General features: G+C 72.4%; 21 protein-coding genes. 11 read left to right on the forward strand and 10 right to left on the reverse strand.

Features of this window, described 5'->3' with window-relative positions; all coding sequences use genetic code 11:
• Positions 1–199: 199 nt before the first annotated feature.
• The 6 genes from dnaK to ABZW10_RS06470 all read left to right on the forward strand — a co-directional run bounded on the left by dnaK (position 200) and on the right by ABZW10_RS06470 (position 6,916).
• A complete protein-coding gene (gene dnaK, locus ABZW10_RS06445) occupies positions 200–2,044 on the forward strand; it encodes a molecular chaperone DnaK (RefSeq protein ID WP_355360814.1) in 1,845 nt (614 codons plus the stop codon).
• Complete coding sequence (gene grpE, locus ABZW10_RS06450; RefSeq protein WP_355360817.1) at positions 2,041–2,679, forward strand: nucleotide exchange factor GrpE; 639 nt, start codon at positions 2,041–2,043, stop codon at positions 2,677–2,679. The genes dnaK and grpE overlap by 4 nt, the downstream gene beginning before the upstream one ends.
• Positions 2,680–2,837: 158 nt before the next feature.
• Positions 2,838–3,989 (forward strand): molecular chaperone DnaJ, encoded by a 1,152-nt coding sequence (gene dnaJ / locus ABZW10_RS06455; RefSeq protein WP_355360820.1) that lies wholly within the window; start codon positions 2,838–2,840, stop codon positions 3,987–3,989.
• A gap of 7 nt (positions 3,990–3,996) precedes the next feature.
• Positions 3,997–4,512 (forward strand): helix-turn-helix domain-containing protein, encoded by a 516-nt coding sequence (locus ABZW10_RS06460; RefSeq protein WP_355360823.1) that lies wholly within the window; start codon positions 3,997–3,999, stop codon positions 4,510–4,512.
• A gap of 216 nt (positions 4,513–4,728) precedes the next feature.
• Positions 4,729–5,730, forward strand: a complete 1,002-nt coding sequence (locus tag ABZW10_RS06465) for a helix-turn-helix domain-containing protein (RefSeq protein WP_355360826.1) — start codon at positions 4,729–4,731, stop codon at positions 5,728–5,730.
• A 559-nt stretch (positions 5,731–6,289) separates the two neighbouring features.
• Positions 6,290–6,916, forward strand: coding sequence for a hypothetical protein (locus ABZW10_RS06470; RefSeq protein ID WP_344335757.1), 627 nt, complete (start codon positions 6,290–6,292; stop codon positions 6,914–6,916).
• 7 nt (positions 6,917–6,923) lie between these two features.
• Here the strand turns inward: ABZW10_RS06470 and ABZW10_RS06475 are convergent, their stop codons facing one another.
• The 6 genes from ABZW10_RS06475 to ABZW10_RS06500 all read right to left on the reverse strand — a co-directional run bounded on the left by ABZW10_RS06475 (position 6,924) and on the right by ABZW10_RS06500 (position 13,646).
• Positions 6,924–7,853: a LuxR family transcriptional regulator gene (locus tag ABZW10_RS06475; protein ID WP_355360829.1), complete on the reverse strand. Its 930-nt coding sequence runs from the start codon at positions 7,851–7,853 to the stop codon at positions 6,924–6,926.
• Entirely contained in the window at positions 7,840–8,871 is a 1,032-nt protein-coding gene (locus tag ABZW10_RS06480) for a LuxR C-terminal-related transcriptional regulator (protein WP_355360832.1), read from the reverse strand. Before ABZW10_RS06480 ends, ABZW10_RS06475 begins: the two co-directional genes overlap by 14 nt.
• A 581-nt stretch (positions 8,872–9,452) precedes the next feature.
• Entirely contained in the window at positions 9,453–10,712 is a 1,260-nt protein-coding gene (locus tag ABZW10_RS06485) for an ABC transporter permease (RefSeq protein WP_355360835.1), read from the reverse strand.
• Positions 10,709–11,470, reverse strand: a complete 762-nt coding sequence (locus tag ABZW10_RS06490; protein ID WP_355360838.1) for an ABC transporter ATP-binding protein — start codon at positions 11,468–11,470, stop codon at positions 10,709–10,711. Before ABZW10_RS06490 ends, ABZW10_RS06485 begins: the two co-directional genes overlap by 4 nt.
• Positions 11,467–12,954 carry a peptidoglycan-binding protein gene (locus ABZW10_RS06495; protein ID WP_355360841.1) on the reverse strand — a complete coding sequence of 496 codons (1,488 nt, stop codon included), beginning with the start codon at positions 12,952–12,954 and terminating at the stop codon, positions 11,467–11,469. Before ABZW10_RS06495 ends, ABZW10_RS06490 begins: the two co-directional genes overlap by 4 nt.
• Before the next feature lie 188 nt (positions 12,955–13,142).
• Positions 13,143–13,646 carry a hypothetical protein gene (locus ABZW10_RS06500; protein ID WP_355360844.1) on the reverse strand — a complete coding sequence of 168 codons (504 nt, stop codon included), beginning with the start codon at positions 13,644–13,646 and terminating at the stop codon, positions 13,143–13,145.
• Positions 13,647–13,887: 241 nt separating this feature from the next.
• On the opposite strand from ABZW10_RS06500, the gene ABZW10_RS06505 reads away from it, so the two are divergent.
• A complete protein-coding gene (locus ABZW10_RS06505; RefSeq protein ID WP_355360847.1) occupies positions 13,888–14,277 on the forward strand; it encodes a peptidase inhibitor family I36 protein in 390 nt (129 codons plus the stop codon).
• A 194-nt stretch (positions 14,278–14,471) separates the two neighbouring features.
• The gene (locus tag ABZW10_RS06510) at positions 14,472–15,440 is read left to right on the forward strand and encodes a hypothetical protein (protein WP_355360850.1); all 969 of its coding nucleotides are present in this window, start codon (positions 14,472–14,474) and stop codon (positions 15,438–15,440) included.
• Here the strand turns inward: ABZW10_RS06510 and ABZW10_RS06515 are convergent.
• Positions 15,395–15,832, reverse strand: coding sequence for a helix-turn-helix transcriptional regulator (locus ABZW10_RS06515; protein WP_355360853.1), 438 nt, complete (start codon positions 15,830–15,832; stop codon positions 15,395–15,397). The genes ABZW10_RS06510 and ABZW10_RS06515 overlap by 46 nt on opposite strands.
• Before the next feature lie 56 nt (positions 15,833–15,888).
• Positions 15,889–17,007 (reverse strand): TDT family transporter, encoded by a 1,119-nt coding sequence (locus ABZW10_RS06520; protein ID WP_355360856.1) that lies wholly within the window; start codon positions 17,005–17,007, stop codon positions 15,889–15,891.
• A 71-nt stretch (positions 17,008–17,078) separates the two neighbouring features.
• On the opposite strand from ABZW10_RS06520, the gene ABZW10_RS06525 reads away from it, so the two are divergent.
• From ABZW10_RS06525 to ABZW10_RS06535, 3 genes are all read left to right on the forward strand, one after another.
• Complete coding sequence (locus tag ABZW10_RS06525; RefSeq protein ID WP_355360859.1) at positions 17,079–18,107, forward strand: LysR family transcriptional regulator; 1,029 nt, start codon at positions 17,079–17,081, stop codon at positions 18,105–18,107.
• Between the two features lie 72 nt (positions 18,108–18,179).
• Complete coding sequence (clpB, locus tag ABZW10_RS06530; RefSeq protein ID WP_355360862.1) at positions 18,180–20,786, forward strand: ATP-dependent chaperone ClpB; 2,607 nt, start codon at positions 18,180–18,182, stop codon at positions 20,784–20,786.
• Positions 20,787–20,968: 182 nt separating this feature from the next.
• Positions 20,969–21,532 (forward strand): YbjN domain-containing protein, encoded by a 564-nt coding sequence (locus tag ABZW10_RS06535; RefSeq protein WP_355360865.1) that lies wholly within the window; start codon positions 20,969–20,971, stop codon positions 21,530–21,532.
• An 84-nt stretch (positions 21,533–21,616) separates the two neighbouring features.
• Here the strand turns inward: ABZW10_RS06535 and ABZW10_RS06540 are convergent, their stop codons facing one another.
• Positions 21,617–22,675, reverse strand: a complete 1,059-nt coding sequence (locus ABZW10_RS06540; protein WP_355360868.1) for a peptidase — start codon at positions 22,673–22,675, stop codon at positions 21,617–21,619.
• Entirely contained in the window at positions 22,668–23,183 is a 516-nt protein-coding gene (locus ABZW10_RS06545; RefSeq protein WP_355360871.1) for a hypothetical protein, read from the reverse strand. The genes ABZW10_RS06540 and ABZW10_RS06545 overlap by 8 nt, the downstream gene beginning before the upstream one ends.
• Positions 23,184–23,235: the final 52 nt, after the last annotated feature.

The following is a 23,235-nucleotide window of genomic DNA, read 5'->3' on the forward strand; positions in this document are numbered from 1 at the left end:
CCGTTCGCGAACACCTCTCCTGAAGATGCCCAAGGTATGGCGGCAGTCACGCGGGCGCACAGCCGACGCGGCCGTCACCGCACTCCGGGCGAACCACTCAGCAAAGTTGAGCGCCATGGACTCATCCCTGTTGACGCCCTCGCCATCGTCATGCATCCTTGAGCCCGTAAAGCTCAACTCTTCCGTGGAGGTATCTACGATGGCACGCGCGGTCGGCATCGACCTCGGTACGACGAACTCGGTCGTCAGCGTTCTGGAGGGTGGCGAGCCCACCGTCATCACGAACGCCGAGGGTGCGCGGACCACGCCGTCCGTCGTCGCCTTCGCGAAGAACGGCGAGGTGCTCGTCGGCGAGGTGGCCAAGCGCCAGGCGGTCACCAACGTCGACCGCACCATCCGCTCGGTGAAGCGCCACATGGGCACCAGCTGGAAGATCGGGCTGGACGGCAAGGACTTCAACCCCCAGCAGATCAGCGCCTTCATCCTGCAGAAGCTGAAGCGCGACGCCGAGGCGTACCTGGGCGAGACCGTCACCGACGCCGTCATCACCGTCCCGGCGTACTTCTCCGACTCGGAGCGCCAGGCCACCAAGGAGGCCGGTGAGATCGCGGGCCTCAACGTCCTGCGCATCGTCAACGAGCCGACCGCGGCCGCCCTGGCCTACGGCCTGGACAAGGACGACCAGACCATCCTGGTCTTCGACCTCGGCGGCGGCACCTTCGACGTCTCCCTGCTGGAGATCGGCGACGGAGTCGTCGAGGTGAAGGCCACCAACGGTGACAACCACCTCGGCGGCGACGACTGGGACCAGAAGATCGTCGACCACCTGGTCAAGGTCTTCCAGGCGGGCCACGGCGTGGACCTGTCCAAGGACAAGATGGCCCTGCAGCGTCTGCGCGAGGCCGCCGAGAAGGCCAAGATCGAGCTGTCCTCGTCCTCCGAGACCTCGATCAACCTGCCCTACATCACGGCCTCCGCCGAGGGCCCGCTGCACCTGGACGAGAAGCTCACCCGGGCCCAGTTCCAGCAGCTGAGCTCCGACCTGCTGGAGCGCTGCAAGATCCCGTTCAACAACGTGATCAAGGACGCCGGCATCTCGCTCTCCGAGATCGACCACGTCGTCCTCGTCGGCGGCTCCACCCGCATGCCGGCCGTCGCCGACCTGGTCCGCGAGCTGACCGGTGGCAAGGAGGCCAACAAGGGCGTCAACCCGGACGAGGTCGTCGCCATCGGCGCCTCGCTCCAGGCCGGTGTCCTCAAGGGCGAGGTCAAGGACGTCCTGCTGCTCGACGTCACCCCGCTGTCCCTCGGCATCGAGACCAAGGGCGGCATCATGACCAAGCTGATCGAGCGCAACACCACGATCCCGACCAAGCGCTCGGAGATCTTCACCACGGCCGAGGACAACCAGCCGTCCGTGCAGATCCAGGTCTACCAGGGCGAGCGCGAGATCGCCGCGTACAACAAGAAGCTCGGCATGTTCGAGCTGACCGGTCTGCCGCCGGCCCCGCGTGGCCTGCCCCAGATCGAGGTCACCTTCGACATCGACGCCAACGGCATCATGCACGTCGGCGCCAAGGACCTCGGCACCGGCAAGGAGCAGAAGATGACCGTCACCGGCGGCTCCGCGCTGCCGAAGGACGACATCGAGCGCATGATGCGCGAGGCCGAGCAGTACGCGGAGGAGGACCACAAGCGCCGCGAGGCCGTGGAGACCCGCAACCAGGCCGAGCAGCTCGTCTACTCCACCGAGAAGTTCATCGCCGACAACGCCGACAAGCTGCCGGCCGACGTCAAGACCGAGGTCGAGACCGCCATCGGCGAGCTCAAGGAGGCCCTGAAGGGCGAGGACATCGCGAAGATCCGCGAGGCCTCGGAGAAGGTCTCCACCACCGCCCAGAAGCTCGGCCAGGCGCTGTACGCCAACGCCGACGCCGCCGGTGCGGCCGGCGCGGGTGCGGCCGGTGACGCCGGTGCCAAGGACGACGACGTCGTCGACGCCGAGATCGTGGACGACGAGAAGCCCAAGGGCGGTGCGGCATGACGGAGAAGCCGCAGGGTGCCGAGCCCGGCGACGACTCCGCCGCCGAGGAGGCCGTGATCAAGGCGGCCGAGGAGGCCGCCGCGGCCGGGGCCGAGGGCTCCGCCGCCTCCGGCACGGAGGAGGCCGCCTCGGCCAAGCGCGAGCTGGCCGAGCGCACCGCCGACCTCCAGCGCCTCCAGGCCGAGTACCAGAACTACCGCAAGCGGGTCGAGCGCGACCGGCTGACGGTCCGCGAGATCGCCGTCTCCAACATCCTGGAGTCGCTGATCCCGGTGCTGGACGACATCGGCCGCGCCCGCGACCACGGCGAGGTGACGGGCGGCTTCAAGTCCGTCGCGGAGTCGCTGGAGACGGTCGTCGCCAAGCTGGGCCTGCAGCAGTTCGGCAAGGAGGGCGAGCCCTTCGACCCGACCATGCACGAGGCGCTGATGCACAGCTACTCCTCGGACGTCACCGAGGACACCTGCGTCCAGATCCTCCAGCCCGGCTACCGGATCGGCGAGCGGATCATCCGCCCGGCGATGGTCGCGGTCGCGGAGCCCCAGCCGGGCACCCAGACCACGTCCGGTCCGGACTCCGACGCCGCCAAGGGCGGGGAGAAGAAGGACCAGGCCGACGGTGGCTCGGACAGCTGACCAGCGGTGACAGCTGAAAACCCCTGCGCTGCGGAGTCGTACGCCGGCCAGTACGGCGGCCGGCTCCGCAGCGCGCTGTCGATGGGTCCGGGCACGGAACGCCGTGCCCGGACCGTTGACAGCACTGTGACGATGGACCTCGGGAGGTGGCGCCGGCCATGAGCGGCAAGGACTACGTGGAGAAGGACTACTACAAGGTCCTCGGCGTGCCCAAGGACGCCAGCGCCACAGAGATCAAGAAGACCTACCGCAAGCTGGCGCGCGAGTTCCACCCCGACGCCAACAAGGGCGACACCAAGGCCGAGGAGCGGTTCAAGGACATCTCCGAGGCGTACGACGTCCTCTCCGACGAGAAGCGCCGCAAGGAGTACGACGAGGCCCGCAGCCTCTTCGCCAACGGCGGCTTCCGCCCCGGCGGCCCCGGTGGCACCGGCAGCTACAGCTTCGACTTCGGCGACCTCTTCAGCGGCACCCAGGGCGGCAACACCGGCGGCCTCGGGGACGTCTTCGGCGGCCTGTTCAACCGCGGCGGCCGGCAGGCCCAGCCACGGCGCGGCGCCGACGTCGAGACCGAGGTGACGCTCTCCTTCGAGGAGGCCGTCGACGGCGCCACCGTCCCGCTGCGGATGACCAGTCAGGCCCCCTGCCGGCTGTGCAACGGCACCGGCGCCAAGGCCGGCACCACCCCGCGGGTCTGTCCGACCTGCGTCGGCTCCGGCACCGTCAGCCGTGGCCAGGGCGCCTTCGCGCTCTCCGAGCCCTGCCGGGACTGCCGAGGCCGCGGCATGATCGTCGACGACCCGTGCCCCGACTGCCACGGCAGCGGACGCGCCAGCTCCGCCCGCACCATGCAGGTCCGGATCCCGGCCGGCGTCCAGGACGCCCAGCGGATCCGGCTCAAGGGCAAGGGCGCCCAGGGCGAGCGCGGCGGCCAGCCCGGCGACCTGTACGTCAGCGTCCACGTCGACTCCCACCCCGTCTTCGGACGCAAGGGCGACAACCTGACGGTGACCGTCCCGGTCAGCTTCCCCGAGGCCGCCCTCGGCGGCACCATCGAGGTGCCGACCCTGAACGGCCCGTCGGTGAAGCTCAAGCTGCCGCCGGGCAGCGCCAACGGCCTGACCCTGCGGGCCCGCGGCAAGGGCGCCACCCGCAAGGACGGCACCCGCGGCGACCTCCTGGTCACCGTGGAGGTCGTGGTGCCCCAGAGCGTCACCGGCGATGCGCTGACCGCCCTCGAGCAGTACCGCGAGGCGACCGCCTCCGACGACCCACGAGCCGCTCTCTTCCGGGCGGCGGAGGGAGCGTGACGACCAGATGACCCCCGACGACCCCATCGGCCCCGGCCTGGGCGAGGGCCTGCCCGGTGGCGGCGGCGCCCGCCGCACCACCCGCCGGACCGCCCCGCAGCCCCAGTACGTGCTGACCGAGGACACCCCGGTCTACGTGATCTCGGTGGCCGCCGAGCTCTCCGGCCTGCACCCGCAGACGCTCCGTCAGTACGACCGGCTCGGCCTGGTCTGCCCCGACCGCACCGCCGGGCGCGGGCGCCGCTACTCCGCGCGCGACATCCAGCAGCTGCGCGAGGTCCAGCGGCTCTCCCAGGACGAGGGCATCAATCTGGCCGGCATCAAGCGGATCATCGAACTGGAGAACCAGGTCACCGCGCTCCAGTCCCGGATAGCCGAGCTGGTCGACTCCCTGGAGGGCGCCGCCACCGCGCTCCAGCAGCGCGAGGCCACCATCCACGCCTCCTACCGCCGCGACCTCGTCCCCTACCAGCCGCCCACCCCGCACTCCAGCGCCCTCGTCGTCTGGCGTCCCAAGCGCTGACGGCCCCTGTCGCCACCGCGCACCGCCGCCGGTTTCCCCCTGGCCGGGGGGTGCCGGCGGCACGGCGTTGGTGAGAGAGTGTTGAGGACCTGGACCGAACCGCCGGTCAACGGATCCCGGCCGCCGCGACACGCCGTACCTCTAGGATCGCCGATGAGGCGGCGTGGCCCGTGCCCCTGTTGACCGCTTCCGCCGGTCGATGACGAGGAGACGAGAATGAACGGTCGGGAGCAGAGCGGCGCCGCGGCCGGAGCGCCGCGGATTCTCTCGACCGATGCCCGGGAACTCTATTTGGCCGTCCTCCGCAAGGACGGCAGAATTGCCCGGAAAGGAAACGACCCTGACGAATCACAGGTGTTCGACGAACTCCTGTCGATCGGTCTCCTGGTTCCGGATCTGGACGAACCGCGCATGCTGATCGCGGCCGATCCGGCCCAGCTGTCCGCCAGTCTGAGCCTCACCTGGCAGCGGCAGGCCCTGGAACATTTGTCCCGCGCCGTCTCGCTTCCGACCGAACTGGCCGAACTGGCCGAGGAATTCCATTCGCCGGGCCAGAGCGGCGGGCAGATCGAGTACGTCCGGGGCAAGGCCCTCATCAACCAGCGGGTGCGGCAGTCCACGGCCGGCGGGCTGGAGGAGGCGCTGGCGATGCAACCCGGCGGCCCGCGACCACCGGACGTCCTGGCCGCGAACCTGGAGAGCGACCTGGAGGTCCTCCGGCGCGGCGCGACGATGCGGACGATCTATCACGCCAGCACGCGGTACCACCAGCCCACCCGCGACTACGTCACCACGCTGGCCGCCGCCGGGTGGCAGTTCAGAACGCTCGACGAGCCCTACACCCGGCTCATCATCATCGACCGGCGCATCGCCGTCATCCCGGTCGATGATGACATGAGCCTGGCTGCCTTCATACACGACCAATCAGTCATCGAATACCTGGCCGAGGAAGTGTTCGAGCGGAACTGGGGCCGCGCACTCGAATTCGACGGCCACCCGGCAGTACCGCGCCAAGTGGTATCGAGGCTACGGCAGACCATCATCGAACTGCTGCTCTCGGGAACGAATCACCGAGTCATCGCGCGCCGCCTGGGGATCAGCGAGAGAACGCTCGCCCGGCACATCGCCGAAATGCGCGAGGACTACAACGTGGATTCCCTGTTCCAGCTCGGCTACGTTCTCGGACGGGCCGCCAACGAGGACGGCCCCCACGCGTAGCGCGTCCACCGCTCCCGGCCGCGCGTCCACGCGCCGGCACCGCGGGCGGCTCAGGTCCAGTTGATGTCGGCGTCGGTAAGGGCCGCGACATGCTCGGTCCGCCCGGTCTCGGCGGACTGCCCCTGCGGCACGCCGGCCCAGGCGATCACCAGGGCCGCCACACCCATGACGAGCGGAAGCAGAACCTTCCGGCCGGATCGGCGCATACGAGACATACGCACATCACTTCCTCTGAATGGATCAGCCACCGGACATCTAGAACGAACGTCCACTCATGGTGCCGTACAACACGGCCCGGTGTCACCATGCTTCCGCCACCCAGTGCGTCATCTCCCTGCCAGGCATCCAGATGACACCACGCAAACCTGGACGGGGCAGCGGTCACCGATGGACGATCAGTTCGCTCTCGATGGTCCATTGCAGGCTCGCCAAACTTGCCAATGTACCTTCAAATTCTCTGTTCAACCAACGATTCCCCAAGCCCTGTCAGCTGAGCAGCCCTCACCAACAGCATCTGCCGACACCAACCACCCCGGTCGGCCATTCCCCCGGAGTCGACATGACCGAGCCCTACCTGCGTCACCACGACAGCCAGGCCCATGAGGGCCGGCGTGCACGCGTGTTCCTGGCCGCGCCGCTGATGCGGTTGACCGGGCCCGCGGACAGTGTGGTGACCCTCGCCAGCCGGACGCGGCTGACGACCCTGCGCACCACCCTCCTCCGCAGTGGCGCCGCCGTGTACAGCGCCCACCACAGTGACGCCTGGACCGTCGCCGGGCGCGCCCCCGAGCCCCGTGTGCCGTCGGACTTCCGCGCGCTGCAGTCCGCGGACCTGGTCTTCGCCTACGTCGGCGCGCCGCTCTCCGCCGGCGTGAGCCTGGAGCTGGGCTGGGCCTCGGCGCTGCGCAAGCCGATCGTCCTGCTCGTCGACGAAGCCATCACCCACAACCCGCTGATCGCCACCATCGAGCAGGTCGCCCCCGTCCTGCCGCTGGTCTTCGACGACACCTGGTCCCAGGAGGCCCTCCACCACACCGTGGAGACCGCCCTCGACTGGGCCGGCATGGCGCTCTCCCTGCGCGAGGGCTTCTGGACCGCCCCCGGCGAGCAGTTCACCGTCCCCCGCCAGCAGCCCCCCGCCGTCGGCCCGTCCGGCTACTGGCCCACCGGCGCCGCCACCGGCTGACCGCGTTTCAGTCATCACGGGCCCCCCGCATCTGCCAGCCGAGCTGGAACAGCGTCTCCGCGTCGTGCAGCTCCCGCAGCCGTGCGATGTGCCCGGCCACCGAGCGTTCGCTCAAGCCCAGCCGGGTGGCGACCGCGCGCTGGGTGAGGCCGCGGGCGAGGAGGCGGCCGATCCGGGCGGACGTCGGGTGCGGGGCGTCGGCGGACCGGTCGACCGGGCAGGCGCGGACCCAGTCACGCTCGAACAGGCGGACCAGGTACGCGACGGTGGCCGGGTTGTGCACGAAGACGGCGCCGGCCGCGTCGGCGGCGTCCGGTAGGACGGCCACCGCGCGGTCGAACACCAGCATCCGCAGGTACGGCTCGTGCAGCACCCTGAACTGCGATCCGTACCCGGCCATCAGCGCGACGTGCTCGGCCACCGTGCGGTCGGCGAGGGCGACCGGCTGGTAGAGCGTGCGGATGGCTCCGCCGCGGCGGAGCAGCGCGAGGTCCTGGACGGACGCCATCCGCAGGCCCGCGATCGGGCGGTGGCCGGGCTGGGCAGCGAGCATCTCGTCACCGCAGTCGGAGATGAGTTCCGAGATCCGCTGCCGGATGTCGGCATTCCCCTCGACACGGATGGACCCGGTGGTGGCGGGGGCCGGACGGTGGGCGGCGTCGTAGACGGCGGTGAGCGGCGCGAGGGTGTCCGCAAGGCGGTCCGCACGGAGCAGGAGGCCGGTGGCCTCGCTGCACAGGTCGGCGGAGAGCCGGTCGCCGGCCGCGCGCGGGCTGGCGGCCGCATAGCCGTCGGCGGTGCGGACGAGCAGGCCCCGGGCGAGCAGACCGGCCAGCGCCACCGGGTCGGCGGTGTCCGGCGGGCTGAGCCGGCCGCCGTTGGCGAGCGCCGTCAGGTAGAGGTCCTGCTCGGACGGCGTGGGCTCATCCGTCGTCACGGCCGCCCCGCATCAGCCAGCCGAGCTGGAACAGGGTCTGGGCGCCGTAGCGGTCGCGCAGCCGGGAGATGTGGGCGGCCACCGTGCGTTCGCTCAGGCCCAGCCGGGTGGCGACGGCGCGCTGGGTGAGCCCGCGGGCGAGCAGGCGCCCGACCCGGTCGGGGGCTTTGTGGACGGGACCCTGGCTGAGGACGGCGGACCAGTCGGTGGCGTCGGCGCGCGCCCAGTCGCGTTCGAAGGCGTTGACGATGAAGGCGATCGCGGCCGGGTCGGTGATGAACGCGGCCGTGGTGTGGTCGTCGTTGGCGGAGATGACCGCGACCGAGCGGTCGAAGATCATCAGCCGCTGGAAGGGCTCGTCCAGGATCCGGATCAGCGAGCCGCGCCGGGTGACCTCCTCGACGTAGGCCAGCGCGGGCGGTTCGGAGACCGCGACCGGCTGGTAGATGGTGCGCAGCGAGCAGCCGCGCTGGAGGAGCTGGACGTCCTGCTGGATGGCGATCTTGAGGGCGTCCGCCGGGCGCGGGCCGGGCTGGGCGGTGAGGACCTCGGTGCGGCAGTCGGAGACCAGCTGGGAGATCCGGTGCCGGATGTGGATGTGGCCCTCGATGTAGACGGCGCCGCCGGAGCGCTCGGGCGGGCGGGGCATCGCGTCGTAGGCGCGGGTGAGGGCGTCCAGGGCGCCGGGGAGGTTCTCGGCCCGGACCAGCAGCCTGGTGGCCTCGCTGCGCAGTTCCGCACCGAGGCGGTCGCTGACCGAGCGGGGGCTGACGGCGGTGTAGCAGGCGTCCATCGGATTGAGCATCAGCAGGCCGACGGAGACGAGCCGGCGGACGGCGTCCTGGTCGGACTCGGCGACGTCGGCGATCCGGACGCGGCCGCCGTCGGCGAGGATCGCGAGGTAGAGCCGGCGGGCGGGCTCGTCGGGTTCGCCGACGGCCGCGGTGGCACCGGCCGAGCCGTCCGGGGCGGGTCCGCCCGGGAGGACCGTCGGGTCCGCCGTCGCCTCGAACGTCACGTCGAACGCTCCCTGCCGAATGCTCTCGGGGCTGGTGGTGCTCCGCGCGCGCCGCGCGCGGCGGTGATCACCGTACTGGTGGCCGGCGGCCCTCCGGACCCCGGGTGCCGTCGCACCCGGATCCGGGGGCCGCCGGTGTACGCCGCGGTCCCAGCGCTTCCGGCGAGGCGGAGCAGCAACGCCTCGCCGACTCCGGTCCCGGGGGCCATCACCACACATGGCGTCCCGGCCGGCGCTCTCCCCCCCGATATGCAGGCACGTGCGGACGTGCCGGTCGCATCCAGTACTGAAGAGCAAGTCGCCTTCCTCGGGCTGCGGTTGCCCGGACGACCTGGCGTGACTCCACCCTCACAGCGTGACGGCCGGTGAACAAGTGCCACCCTGCTGCATGTTCTCGCAATTGCAGGAACCTGCACCGGCGCTCCGGCGCGCACTTCGGCGGGCCGTTTCCGACTTCTGCGAACCCGCAGGTCAGAGGAGTGCGGTGAGGATCATCCAACCGTCCGTCCGGTCGGTGGCGGAGTTGCGTGTTCCGGAACCAGAGCACGGTTCGGGCAGCCCGCGACGCGGCGGACGGCGGCTCAGCGCCGCAGCGCCTCGGCCGGCTGGATCCGGGCCGCCCGCCAGGAGGGGTAGACGCCCGCGAGCAGCCCGGTCAGCAGGCCCATCAAGGGCGCCGCCGCGACCGTCGCCGCGTCCAGGACCGGGGTCCACTCCCGGACCACCGCCACCACGACGACGGTGACGGCGCCCAGGCTGGCCCCGACAAGACCGCCGATCACCCCCAGCGCCCCCGACTCGGTGAGGAACTGGAGCGTGATGTGCCGTCCCTTGGCGCCCAACGCGCGGCGCAGTCCGATCTCCCCGGTCCGTTCGAGCACCGCGACCAGGGTGGTGTTGGCGATCCCGACCGCGCCGATCACCAGGCAGATCCCGGCCAGCAGCAGGAACAGCTGGTTCAGGTCCGAGGTCACGCTGCGGCGCAACGTCCTCGGGTCGGGCGGCGGCACCGACTTGAGGTACTCGGGATGGTCCGGGCGCAGCGCGGTGGGCACCTCGTCGGCGATCTGCCGGGCGGCCCCCATCCTGGTCGACACCAGCATCCGCTCGCCCGCGCCGGGCGGCCCCCACACCCGCTCCGCCGTCGTGCTGGGGACGAGCACCGACAACGCGAACTCCGGCCGGCGCAGGCTGTCGTCGATGATGCCGACCACGGTGAACGGCTGGTCGCCGATGAACACGGCGGGGCCGGTCTCCAGCGTGGTGATGCCGAGCCGGGCCGCGACGCCGCTGCCGATGACCGCGACCGGCTCGGCCCGGTCGGCGAGGTACCTGTCATAGAGCCTGCCCTGGACCACGTGTGGCGCCGACGCCTCGACGGCCCCCGGGGAGGCCGCGACGACCCCGATCCGCTCGCCCCCGACGGTCCCCACGGGCGAGGACCGGACGGCCGTCTCCGGGCCCAGCCGGACGTCCCAGAGGACCCCGGCGTGCTCGACCCCGTTCAGCCCCTGGACCCGGTCGTCGGCGTCGGCCGGGAAGGTGCGCCCGGCGAACGGGTTCAGGTCGTGCGCGACGTCCTCGACGGTGACCTCGGTGGCGGTCAGCGGATTGAAGCGGGAGTCGATCTGGGAGGAGGTGGTCGCGGTGAGACCGAGCACCGCGACGAAGGTGCCGACGCCGAGCACGGTGCCGAGCGCGGTCAGCGCCGATCTGGCGGGCCGCTGGAGCATTCCGGCCACCGCCTCGGACACCAGGTCACGCGGGGTGAGCCGGGAGTGCTCGACGCTCCCGCGCCCGGAGCCGGCGCCCCGGACGGGGCGGCTGGGACGGAGCCTCATCGGATGGCCTGCCCGGTCGCCGCGGCGGCGGGCGAACGGTCGCTGAGCACGCCGTCCCGGATCGTCAGGGTGCGCGAGCCGCGCTCGGCGATCGCCGGGTCGTGGGTGATCACCAGGATGGTCAGACCGGCCAGGTGCAGTTCGGCGAGCAGTTCCATGACGACCTCGCTGTTGGCGGTGTCGAGGTTGCCGGTCGGCTCGTCGCACAGCAGCAAGGACGGTCGGCCCACCAACGCCCGTGCGACGGCGACGCGTTGGCGTTCACCCCCGGACAGCCGGCTCGGCAGCGCCTGCGCGCGGTGCGCGAGGCCCACCCGGTCCAGGGCCTCCCGCGCCCTGGCCCTGCGCTCTCGCGCGGGGACCGCGCTGTACAGCATGGCCAGTGCGACGTTCTCGACCGAACTGCGGTGCGGCAGAAGGTGGAAGGACTGGAAGACGAAGCCGATCCGCCGGCCCCGCAGCGCGGTCCGCCCGTTGTCGGACAGCCGCCCGGTGTCGATCCCGTCCAACAGGTACGTCCCCTCGGTGGGCCGGTCCAGCAGGCCCACGATGTTCAGGAAGGTCGACTTGCCGGACCCGGAGGGGCCGACCACCGTCACGAACTCGCCGCGGCGCAGCGCGAGATCGGCGGGTTTGAAGGCGGCCACGGCGGGCGGGCCCGGATAGGTGAGACCGGCCCCGCGGAACTCGATGACCGGGGGCTCGGGCAGGCCGTCCGGGGCGGAGGCGTCGGTCGGTGTCCGGCGTCGGCGCCTCACCGGGTACCCGCCCCGGGGGCGCCCTGCGCGGGAGCGGCGCGCAGACCGGTGACCACCCGGGCCCCCTCCGCCAGTGCGGCGCCCTCCACGGGCGCGACCTCGACGAAACCGTCCCCGGTGGTTCCGGTCCGGACCGGGACGCGGCGCTGGCGGCCGCCCTCCTCCAGCGCGGTGACCGTGGTCCGGCCGTCCGCCCCGGCCGACACGGCGGTCACCGGGACGACCAGCACCGGGCCGTCGGTCGAGGCGGCCTCGACCGTCAGCCGGACGTCCTGCCCTGCCAGCCTGGCGTCGAGCGGGGCGTCGGGCTGCACCACGATCGGGTAGCCCCCGGCGGCGCCGGCCTGCGGCTGGGCGGCCGCTCCACCGGCGGGCGCCGCGCCGCCCTGGCCGGCCGGGGCGGCGACCGCCATGCTCTCGGCGACCTCGGAGACCTTGGCGGTGGCGGTGATACCGCTGAGTTCGGAGGCGATCTCCACCCGCTGGCCGACCCGGACCAGCCCCTTCTGGTGGGCCGGCAGGCTCCCACCGACCTGCAGAGCGCCGGCCGACACCGTCATGACCGCGCCGGTCACCTTGGCCCCGACCCTGAGCGCCACATTGCCGACCCGGGCGGGGAAGCCCTCCAGGAAGACCACCTCGCCGGCCGGGACCATCGGGCCCTCGGCGGCCTGGGCAGCGGCGAGGTCCTGCCGGGCCTGGTCGAGGTCCTGCTTCGCCCGGTCCACCGTCTTCTGGAGCTCGGGGAGGGAGGCGCCGCCCGTGGCCTGGGCCGGGGCCTTCCCGCCCGGGGCGCTCGCGCCCTCCGGCGTCGCGGCCGCCGTGGGCGGTGTGGCGGGCGTGCCCGGCCGGGCGCCGTCGGTGGCGGCGGGCGTCGTACTCGGTGCCGGGGCCGGCGTGGTCGGCTGAGCGGCGGCTTGAGCCGCGGCCTGGGCCGCGGCCTTGGCGTCCTTGGCGTCCTGCCAGCCGCGTTCCGCCGCCGTGACGGCGCGCTGGGCGGCCTTGACCGCGGCCCCGTCGTCCGCCACCGCCGGCAGCGGGTCGTAGCCGGCCGAGGCGTAGAAGGCCTTCACGGCCGCCTTGGTCCCCGCCCCGAACTGGCCCTGCTGGTCCGCGCCACGCCCGTGTCCGAGCGCGGCCAACGCGGCCTGCAGCTGGGCGACATCGTCCCCGGAGGCGCCGGGCCGCAGGTCGCGGTAGACCGGCAGCGCGCCCTTCAGCGCGAACACCGGACGTCCCGACACCTCCATCAGGAGCTTGCCGGCGTCCACCGGACTTCCTGCGGACAGGGGCAGTTTGGTGACGACCGGAGCGACCGTGCCCGCTCCGCCGAGCGCCGGGGCGAGTTCCAGCGACTGGCCCGCCACCACGGTGCCGCGCAGGATGACCGACGCCTTCAGGACCCGGCGTTCCACCGGCGCGGAGAGGACGTCCGGCGGTGGTGCGGCGGTGTCCGCCGCGACCTGGGCGGGGGATTTGATCATGAGTGAGGCCCCCACCCCCGCCCCCGTCAGAACCACGGCCCCCACGACGATCCCCACCACCCAGCGGCGCCGTACGGAGACCCCTCGGCCCTCCGGTGCGCTGTCGTCCCCCGACTCCCCGTTACCGAGCCCGGATGTCGTTCCCACCCCGCCTGCCATGCCGTCCACCATCTCGTCGTCCAGGGGTCTCACCCCCCGGGAATGCCGCCTTCTTCCATGCTGGGCCTGCAGGCGAGCCACGCCTTCAGCGCCGGCCCGTCCTCCTTGAGCTTCTTGCGAAGCTCGTCCCCGAGCACCGGCTCACCGGTCCGCTCATCGGGCATCGGGTACTCGGGCACGCCGTTCTTGTGCATGCACTCCGCCAGGGTCCGCAGCCCCTCCAGCGACGACGGCTCCACCGTCGGCGGCGGGACCGGCTGGCCCGTCCCGCACTGGGCGTCGGCCTTCTTGAGCGCCTCCGGCGTCGTCTTCCCCTTGTCGACCGCCCCGTCGGTCACCACCACCCCGGCGGATCGCAGGCACTCCAGGTAGGCCGCCCCGGCCGCGCCCGACGGAATCGCGGGGCCCTTGCCCACGGCCGACGGCGACGCCTCGTCGGCGGGCTTGTCCGAGCCGGACGTACAGCCCGCGGCGCCCAGGGCGAGGGCCGCCAGCAAAGCGATCGCTGTTCGTCGATAACGGGGTGGTCGCATAGGAGGTCCATCCACCAGGGCGTTTCAGTCACGCCGGCATCGGTCAAGGGTTTCGTTCACCGGTTCGGCCAACGCGATCATAGCCAGCACCCCCGGAAGCTTCTACTGGACCAACGTACATATGGACCAAGGAACTTGACGTCGTGTTTGCTCTTCCTTGCCGGACGCATTCCCGACCGGCGGCCCGCACAGCCGGTGCGGGCCCGGAGTACCCGATTCACAGAAACGGACCACCATGCGCATGAACCGTACGATTCGTCGCTCCCTGGCGGTCGGCCTGAGCGTCGCGGCGCTCAGCCTCACCGGTCTGGCCGCCGCCGGCTCGGCGTCGGCCGCCGGCAAGGACGGGGGCCTGGCCCCGGGCGAGTTCGGCCTGTTCTACAACCAGAACCAGGCCGGCTACATCTTCGACCTGGCCGACAGCGACGTGAACTTCTCGAACGACGTCTTCCCCGGCACCTCGGTGGGCGCGAACGACAACACCGAGTCCTACTGGAACCGGGACACCCGTCGCTGGGACGTCTACACCGACGCCGACGGCAAGGGCATCCAGGGCTGGCTGCCGGCCGGCCAGAGCGGCAACGCCAGCGCCAACTTCAAGAACCAGATCTCGTCCGCCTACTGGCGCTGAGCCACCCCGCCGGCCAACCCGACCGGCGTGGCGCGAACACTGAAGTATCGTAAGCGGTAGGCACGTTGAAGAACCGCGGAACGGACGCCGCAGCCCGGTCCGCCCCGCGCACGGCGCCGTCCTCTGCCCGTATCAGCCGGGCAGAGGACGGCTTCCCGCAGGTTATACCCGTTCGCCACCACCCTGGAGCACCGATGCCCGCACGGTCGCGCGGCCGGGAAGCGCGCAGGCTTCTCGCCCTCCCCCTCGTCCTGACAGCCGTCCTCGCCGCCGCGTGCTCCTCGGGCGACGGCAGCGGTGCAGGGGGCGACGCGCAGAAGGAACCCGCGGTCGCGTCGACTCCCGAGCTGCTGGACGCCAACCAGGCCGCCTACCCCCTGCAGGCGTTCTCCGCCACGGCCGCGCAGATCGACCAACTGACGCGCGCCCAGGATGTCCTGGTGGACCAGTGCATGCAGCGCTTCGGCTTCCGCTTCACGCCGGAGGCCTCCACTCCTGTCGCCGACACCGGCCGGAACACGTTCCGGTACGGGACGGCGAATGCGGAGACGGCGTCCCGCAACGGCTACAACCGGCCCGAACTCGCACAGCCGCCCCGCCCCCGGCCCAACCTGGGGCCCAACGAGCAGCGGGTGCTGCACGGCGAGGAGTCGCTGGACCCGAAGTCGCTCCCCAAGAGCCAGGAGGAGGCCGACCGTCAGGGCGGCAGCGCGGACATGATCAACGGGCTCAAGGTTCCGATCGGTGGCTGCCTGCGCGAGTCCTTCCTGAAACTCCACGCACCGAAGCCGAACAGCATCGAGCCGCAGTACGTGTTCAACCTCGAGCAGCAGGCCAACAGCAGCTCCCGCACCGACTCCCGGGTGGCCGCCGCCGTATCGGCCTGGTCCGCCTGCATGGCCGAGAAGGGCTACCAGAGCACCAACCCGGTCAGCCCCGCCCAGGACCTCGGTCTGAGCGGGGCTGCGGCCTCCGGCCCCGAGGCGATCGCGGCGGCGACCACCGACGTGGAATGCAAGCGGAAGGTCAACCTGGTGGGCATCTGGTCCACCGTGGAGGCGGCCTACCAGCAGCGCCTGGTCGAGAAGAACGCGGAGACCCTCCGGCTCGCCCGCGCTCAGCTCGACGAGAGCCTGCGGCTGGCTACGTCGCTACTGCGCTGATCTTCCGGTCCGGGCCCGCCCCCGCGGGACCAGAGATAGGCGACGATCGCGGCCTCCACCCGCGACCCGACCTCGATCTTCTGCAGGATCGCGGAAATGTGGAACTTCACCGTCCGCTCAGTGATGGAAAGACTCCGTGCTATTCCCCGGTTCGTCGCGCCGGTCGGCAGGAGCGCGAAGACCTCTTGCTCCCGCCTGCTCAACTGCCCCGTGAAAGACAGTGCTTCGACCACCCATTTCGGCTGCGGAACATCGATAACGGACAATCCAACCCCCCCGATGATTCCGCCCTCCGGTCGGACGGTCACGCAATCCGGACACAGCGGGCGGGCAATCGAACAGCCACAACGAAAGCAAACACTACGCACACCACTTTGCTCGCGGAATATCATTCCAAGACGTGTTCGCGGAAATGCAACACCCACCCCCGGGAGCCCGCGGACCGGGCTCAGCGGGCCAGCAGCCGCCCGCCGGCCAGCGCGGCGGCCGTACCGCCCGCCGCGAGCGCCCAGCCGGCCAGCAGCAGGGCGAAGAGTCCGGCGGCGAGCCAGGTGAAGCCGGGGAAGCCGGTGTGCCGGGCGAGCGCGGCCGCCCCGGTGACGCAGGTGCCGATCGGGAAGGTGAACGCCCACCAGGTCATCGCGAAGCCCATCCCGGCCCGCCGGGCGCGCAGGTTGGCCACCACGGCGAGCGGCAGCCAGAGCATCGCGGCGCCGAGCACGGCGACCCCGAACAGTTCGGCCAGGGCGAGCGCGGTGGGCGCCAGGCCGGGCAGCAGCGGGCCGGCGGCGTCGGCGATCTGGTGGACGGCGGTGGTGGACTGGCCGAGCGGACCGAGCACCAGGAACAGCGACGGAGTGAGCGCCAGGGCCGGCAGCTTGCTGTGCACCAGGCCGGTGAGCACCACCGGCAGCAGCGCCAGGGTGGCCAGCAGACCGATCCCGAACAGCGCCGCGCAGCCGTACAGCAGCGCCTCTCGGGCGGTGCCGGCCGGCAGGTGCGGGACGAGCGCCGGGCCGGTGGCGGAGGCGACCAGCGGGGCGACCACGGGCAGCAGCCAGGTCGGGTTGGCGGCGAGCGGGGAGACGGTGTGCCGGGTGATCATCAGGTACGGGATGCCGGCCGCGACGGCGAGCGCGTACAGCGTGCCGGCCGTCCAGAGCACGAGGTCGAGCGCGACGGCCGGACCGGTGCCGATGACCCGGGAGCCCACGGTCAGGGTGCCGAGGCCGACCGAGAGCAGCGCCATCGGCGGGCAGCCGTAGAAGACGGCGGTGGCCGGGTCGTCCAGCAGGTGCGCGCGGGCGGCCGTGCGGTGCCGGGTGAGGTGGACGCCGCGGGCGGCGCCGATCAGCAGCAGGCCGGCCAGCCCGAGCGCCCACATCAGCTCGGCGAAGCCGGTCAGCCCGGGCCACCGGACCGGCAGCGCGGCGGCGCCGTTGGCGATGATCGCGGTGCCCATGACCACCGCGTACCAGTTCGGGCCGAGCTGGGCGAGGTCGAGGCGGCGGATCCGGGCGGACGGCCGCGGGCGGGCGTCGGGGGCGGTGCTGAGCAGGGTGGCCATGGCACCCACCGTCGCCCGGGGCGGCCGGTGCCGGTAGCACCGCGCGCTCTATGAGGGCATAGCCTGAGTCTATGGCTCTCTCTCCGCGCGTCCCCGAACTCGGTGCGCTGGAGCTGCTGCTCGCGGTGGCCCGGCTCGGCAGCGTCGGCCGGGCGGCCGCCGAACTCGGGGTGAGCCAGCCGACCGCGAGCGCCCGGATCAAGGGCATGGAGCGGCAGATCGGCGTCGCGCTGCTGGAGCGCTCCCCACGCGGCTCCCGGCCCACCGAGGCGGGCCGGCTGGTGGTCGAGTGGGCGCGGCAGGTGGTGGAGGCGGCGCAGGCGCTGGACGCCGGGATCGACGCGCTGCGCGAGCGCCGGGACGCCCGGCTGACCGTGGTGGCCAGCCTGACTGTGGCCGAGTACCTGATGCCGGGCTGGCTGCTGGCGCTGCACGCGGTCAGCCCGGGCACGGCGGTGACGCTGCGCACCGCCAACTCGGCGGATGTGGCCGGCCACGTCCTGGCGGGGGACGCGGACCTCGGCTTCGTCGAGGGGCCACTGCCCCCGGCCGGGCTGGCGGGCGCGGTGGTGGCGGCCGACCGGCTGGTGGTCGTGGTGGCGCCGGACCATCCGTGGGCGCGGCGCCGCTCGCCGCTGTCCGGCCGGGAGCTGGCGGCGACCCCGCTGGTGCTGCGCGAACCGGGCTCGGGGACCAGGGAGGTGCTGGAGATGGCGCTGGCGCCGTTCGGGGGCACCACCACACCGCGGCTGGAGCTGGCCTCCTCGACGGCGCTCAAGGCGGCGGCGATGACCGGGGCCGGGCCGGTCTGCCTGAGCGAGCTGGCGGTGGTGGAGGAGCTGGCGACCCGCCGGCTGGTGGCGGTGGAGCTGGCGGAGGAGCTGGACCTGCGACGGCCGCTGCGGGCGGTCTGGCCGGCCGGGCAGCGGCCGACCGGCCCGGCCCGGGAACTGCTGGCGCTGACCCGGCGGACGGCCGGGACCCACCAGGCGAGGATGGCGCAGGCGCGCGCCCTCCCGCCGCGGACGGACCGCAAGCCCGCCGGTGCGGCGGAGCGCCCCGCGCTGCGGACCCGACCCGACCGTTCATCCAAAAGTTGAGCGGAATAGACTCAACTTAGTGCATGCTGTAGACGGCAGACATCACGCACGACCAGGGAGGACCCCCCAGCAGTGGACGCCAGCAAGTTCACCACCAAGACGCAGGACGCCCTGTCCGCCGCGATCCGGCAGGCGGGCGCCGTCGGCAACCCGGACGTCAAGCCGGTGCACATCCTGACCGCCCTGCTGGAACAGCCCGAGGGCATCGCCAGGCCGCTGCTGGAGGCGGTCGGCGCGGACGTGTCCCGGATCGACGCCGAGGCCCGCCGCCAGCTCACCGGACTGCCCAGCGCCTCCGGCGCCACCGTCGCCGCGCCGCAGCTGGCCCGCGACACCCTGGCCGTGCTGACCGAGGCCGGCAAGCGCGCCGACGACCTCGACGACCAGTACGTCTCCACCGAGCACCTGCTGGTCGGCCTGGCCGCCGAGGGCGGGGCGGTCGCCGAGCTGCTGGTGCAGCAGGGCGCCACCCCGAAGGCGCTGCTCGCCGCCTTCAAGGACGTCCGGGGCAGCGGCCGGGTCACCTCGCCGGACCCCGAGGGCACCTACAAGGCGCTGGAGAAGTACGGCACCGACCTCACCCAGGCCGCCCGGGACGGCAAGCTCGACCCGGTGATCGGCCGGGACCAGGAGATCCGCCGGGTGGTCCAGGTGCTCTCCCGCCGGACCAAGAACAACCCGGTGCTGATCGGCGAGCCCGGCGTCGGCAAGACCGCCGTCGTCGAGGGCCTGGCCCAGCGGATCGTGGCCGGTGACGTGCCGGAGTCGCTGCGCGGCAAGCGCCTGGTCGCCCTGGACCTCGGCGCGATGGTGGCCGGCGCCAAGTACCGCGGCGAGTTCGAGGAGCGGCTGAAGGCCGTTCTCAACGACATCAAGCAGAGCGACGGCCAGGTCGTCACCTTCATCGACGAGCTGCACACCATGGTCGGCGCGGGCGCCGGCGGCGACTCCGCGATGGACGCCGGCAACATGCTCAAGCCGATGCTGGCCCGCGGCGAGCTGCGGATGGTCGGCGCCACCACCCTGGACGAGTACCGCGAGCGGATCGAGAAGGACCCGGCCCTGGAGCGCCGCTTCCAGCAGGTGCTGGTCGGCGAGCCCAGCGTCGAGGACTCCATCGCCATCCTGCGCGGTCTCAAGGGCCGCTACGAGGCGCACCACAAGGTGCAGATCGCGGACGCCGCCCTGGTCGCCGCGGCCACCCTCTCCAACCGGTACATCACCTCCCGCTTCCTGCCCGACAAGGCGATCGACCTGGTCGACGAGGCGGCCTCCCGGCTGCGGATGGAGATCGACTCCTCCCCGGTCGAGATCGACGAACTCCAGCGCTCCGTCGACCGGTTGCGGATGGAGGAGCTGGCCCTGGAGAAGGAGTCGGACCCGGCCTCGGTCGACCGGCTGGCCCGGCTGCGCCGCGATCTCGCCGACAAGAACGAGCAGTTGAGCGTGCTCACGGCCCGCTGGGAGCAGGAGAAGAAGAGCCTGAACCGGGTCGGCGAGCTCAAGGAGCGGCTGGACGACCTGCACGGCGCCCTCGAACGCGCCCAGCGGGACGGCGACTTCGAGCGCGCGTCCAAGCTGATGTACGCCGAGATCCCGGCCGCCGAGAAGGAGCTCGCCGACGCCCAGGAGCGCGCCGCCGGCGAGGACACCTCCGCCTCGATGGTCAAGGAGGAGGTCGGCCCGGACGACGTGGCCGATGTGGTGGCCTCCTGGACGGGCATCCCGGCCGGCCGGCTGATGGAGGGCGAGAGCGCCAAACTCCTGCGCATGGAGGAGGAGTTGGGCCGCCGCCTGATCGGCCAGGCGGAAGCCGTGCAGGCCGTCTCGGACGCCGTGCGGCGCACCCGCTCGGGCATCGCCGACCCGGACCGCCCGACCGGCTCGTTCCTCTTCCTCGGCCCGACCGGCGTCGGCAAGACCGAGCTCGCCAAGGCGCTGGCCGACTTCCTCTTCGACGACGAGCGGGCGATGGTCCGCATCGACATGAGCGAGTACGGCGAGAAGCACTCGGTCTCCCGGCTGGTCGGCGCCCCGCCCGGGTACGTCGGCTACGAGGAGGGCGGCCAGCTCACCGAGGCGGTCCGCCGCCGCCCGTACAGCGTGGTGCTGCTGGACGAGGTGGAGAAGGCCCACCCCGAGGTCTTCGACGTGCTGCTGCAGGTGCTCGACGACGGCCGGCTCACCGACGGCCAGGGCCGCACCGTGGACTTCCGCAACGCGATCCTGATCCTCACCTCCAACCTGGGCAGTCAGTTCCTGGTGGACCCGGCCACCCCGGAGGAGCGGAAGAAGGACCTCGTGCTGGAGTCGGTGCGAGCCGCCTTCAAGCCGGAGTTCCTCAACCGGCTCGACGACATCGTGGTCTTCGACCCGCTGGGCACCGCCGAGCTGACCCGGATCGTCGACCTCCAGATCGCCCGGCTGGGCGACCGGCTGCGCGACCGCCGGCTCACCCTGGAGGTCTCCGCGGCCGCCCGGGACTGGCTGGCGCTCACCGGCTACGACCCCGCCTACGGTGCCCGGCCGCTGCGCCGGCTGGTGCAGTCCGCGATCGGCGACCAGCTGGCCCGGGCGATCCTCGCGGGCCAGGTGCACGACGGCGACACCGTGCTGGTCGAGCGGGACGAGGAGGGCGACCGCCTCACCGTCCGTGCCCGCGGGCCGCTGGAGAAGTAGCCGCCCGTCACGACCGGAACGATCATGGCCCGCCCCCGGAATTCACGGGGGTGGGCCTTGATCCGGCCATGCCCCTCCCGGTGGCTGCCACCCCTGTGAGGTGAGCCCCGGATGAGGCAGGATGGACTCGGAAGGGCGGCCTCTCATTGCCGACCACCATGTGCACTGAGGAAGAGGACCCCATGAGCATCGACCCGTCGTCCATCCCGTCGTTCGGCATGCCCCAGGGCGGCCAGCCCGGAGGCCAGGGCGGGCGTCCGGCCGGCCCGCCGCCGATCATCGTCCCGGACCAGAACCTGGTCGGACAGCTCCTCGACCAGATGCAGCTCAAGCACGGCGTGGACGAGGAGGGCGACCTCACCGCCCCCTGGGAGGGCTTCCGCGTCTACTACATGTTCCGTGGCGAGCAGAAGGAGCTCTTCGCGGTCCGGGCGTTCTACGACCGCCCGTACCCGCTGGAGAAGAAGGGCGAGATCCTCGACCTGATCGACGAGTGGAACCGTGAGACCCTCTGGCCGAAGGTCTACACCCACACCCACGAGGACGGCGTGGTCCGCCTGATCGGCGAGGCCCAGATGATCGTCGGCACCGGCGTCAACCTGGACTACTTCGTCACCACCACCGCCAACTGGACCCAGGCCGCCGTGGGCTTCGAGCAGTGGATCGTCGAGCGCCTCGGCCTGCAGGACGACATCGAGGGCGAGGACGGCGAGGGCAAGCCGTCCGACGACACCGACCAGAACTGACCCCCGGGGATCCCGACTCCCCCGTACGGCCCGCCACCGGCACCCCGGTGGCGGGCCGCGCTCGTTCCCGCACGCCCGCCGCGGTCACCAGCGGCGGCGCCGCCGGCGGTACCGGTGGAGCAGCAGGCACAGGCCGGCGAGGACGAGGGCCGCGAGCCCGGCGGTCACGGGGGCCGGGAGGTCCCCCGTCCCGGCGGCCGACGCCTCGACGGCTCCGGCACCGTCGGGCTTCGCCGGGAAGGTGACGGTGACCCGGGTGGTGTGCTCGGCCGTTCCGCTGCGGAGCGTGAGCTCCGCGGTCCACGGGCCGTCCGGCAGCCCCTTGTCCAGCGGGACGACCGCCTCCCCGACGTCACCGGGAGCGAGCGTGGTGCCCGTCCTGACCGGGAAGGGCCCGGCGCGCAAGCCGCCCGGACCGCCGGTCAGGGAGAGCGTCCCGCCGATGTCCAGCGCGCGGCCCCCCGTGTTGCGGACCCGGGCGTGGACCTCCCCCCGCCCGTCGCGGGCCTTGGCGGGACGGAGCCGCTCGATCGCGAAGTCCACGGGCGGCTCACCGCCGGGACCGACGTCGACGTACATGCGGACCCCGACCCGGCCCAGGATCGCCAGGTTCTGCGAACGGTCCGGGGGGTCGGCCGTCTGGGCCCAGATGACGCCGTACCGCTCCCCTGCGGCGGCCTCCTTGGGCACCCGGACGGTGGCCCGCACCCGCGCCGTCCCGGAGGGCTCCAGCTGGAGCTCCGTCCGGTCCAGCGACGTCCAGCCGGTCAGCTCGTTGGGGGTGCGGTCCGGTGCGAAGGCGAACTGCTCCTTCGCGATGGCGGCCGCCCCGGCGTAGAGGCTGACGCGCATCGGCGTCGAGGACTCGTTGGAGACCTCCACCCGCCGCTCGATGGTCGACCCCGGGGCGACGTGGTCGACGATGTACGCCTGCGCCCTGGGATCGTCACGGCGGTCCTCCGGAGCGTCGAGCAGCCTGATGCCGATGGTCCTCCCGGCGGCCTTCCCGGCGGCACCCGGCCTCGGGGAGGGCGTCCCGGGCGTGCCGTCCGCCGCCGCCGGCAGCACCGCGACCGCCTGGACGACGGCCAGCAGCGTCAGCAGGACCCAGTACCGGCGCGCGCCCCTCGTCCGGTCAGGCAACGGACTGGGTCAGCGTTCCGGTGTAGAGCCCGCCGATGGCGCCGGCGGGCACGCTGACGGTGACCGTCGGGTCCCAGGTCGCGGTGTTGTCACCGACGCCCGCGGACCCGGTGACCACCGTCTGCGCGGAGTTGGTCAGCGTCACGTTCGTCGTGGTGACGGTGATGACGCCGGTCGTCGTCACCGACCCGACCGTGTAGGTCGCGTCGGTGGCCGGAATCGTGGACGGGCCGTTGGCGAAGTCCGTCTCCGATGCCGTGACCGTCCAGGAGGCCGAGAGCAGGGCCCGGTTGTCGACGACGGTCACCGGGCCGATCGGCGCGCTGATCTGGGTGCCGGGCGCTCCCGAGCCGAGGGCGGCGCTCGCCGGAACCGACAGCGTCAGCGCGCCGGAGGTGACCACGAAGGTGAGCGTGGTGCTGGGGTCGGAGGCCGCGACGGCCAGACCCGGCTGGACCGCGACGAGGGCGGCGGCCGCGGCCGCGACGGAAAGTGTTCGTAAACGCACGGTGACTCCCGGAAACAGCCGCCCGGCGGCGGACCTGCAGGTTGACGTGATG

Source organism: Kitasatospora sp. NPDC004723, from assembly GCF_040609255.1.
Lineage (GTDB): Bacteria > Actinomycetota > Actinomycetes > Streptomycetales > Streptomycetaceae > Kitasatospora.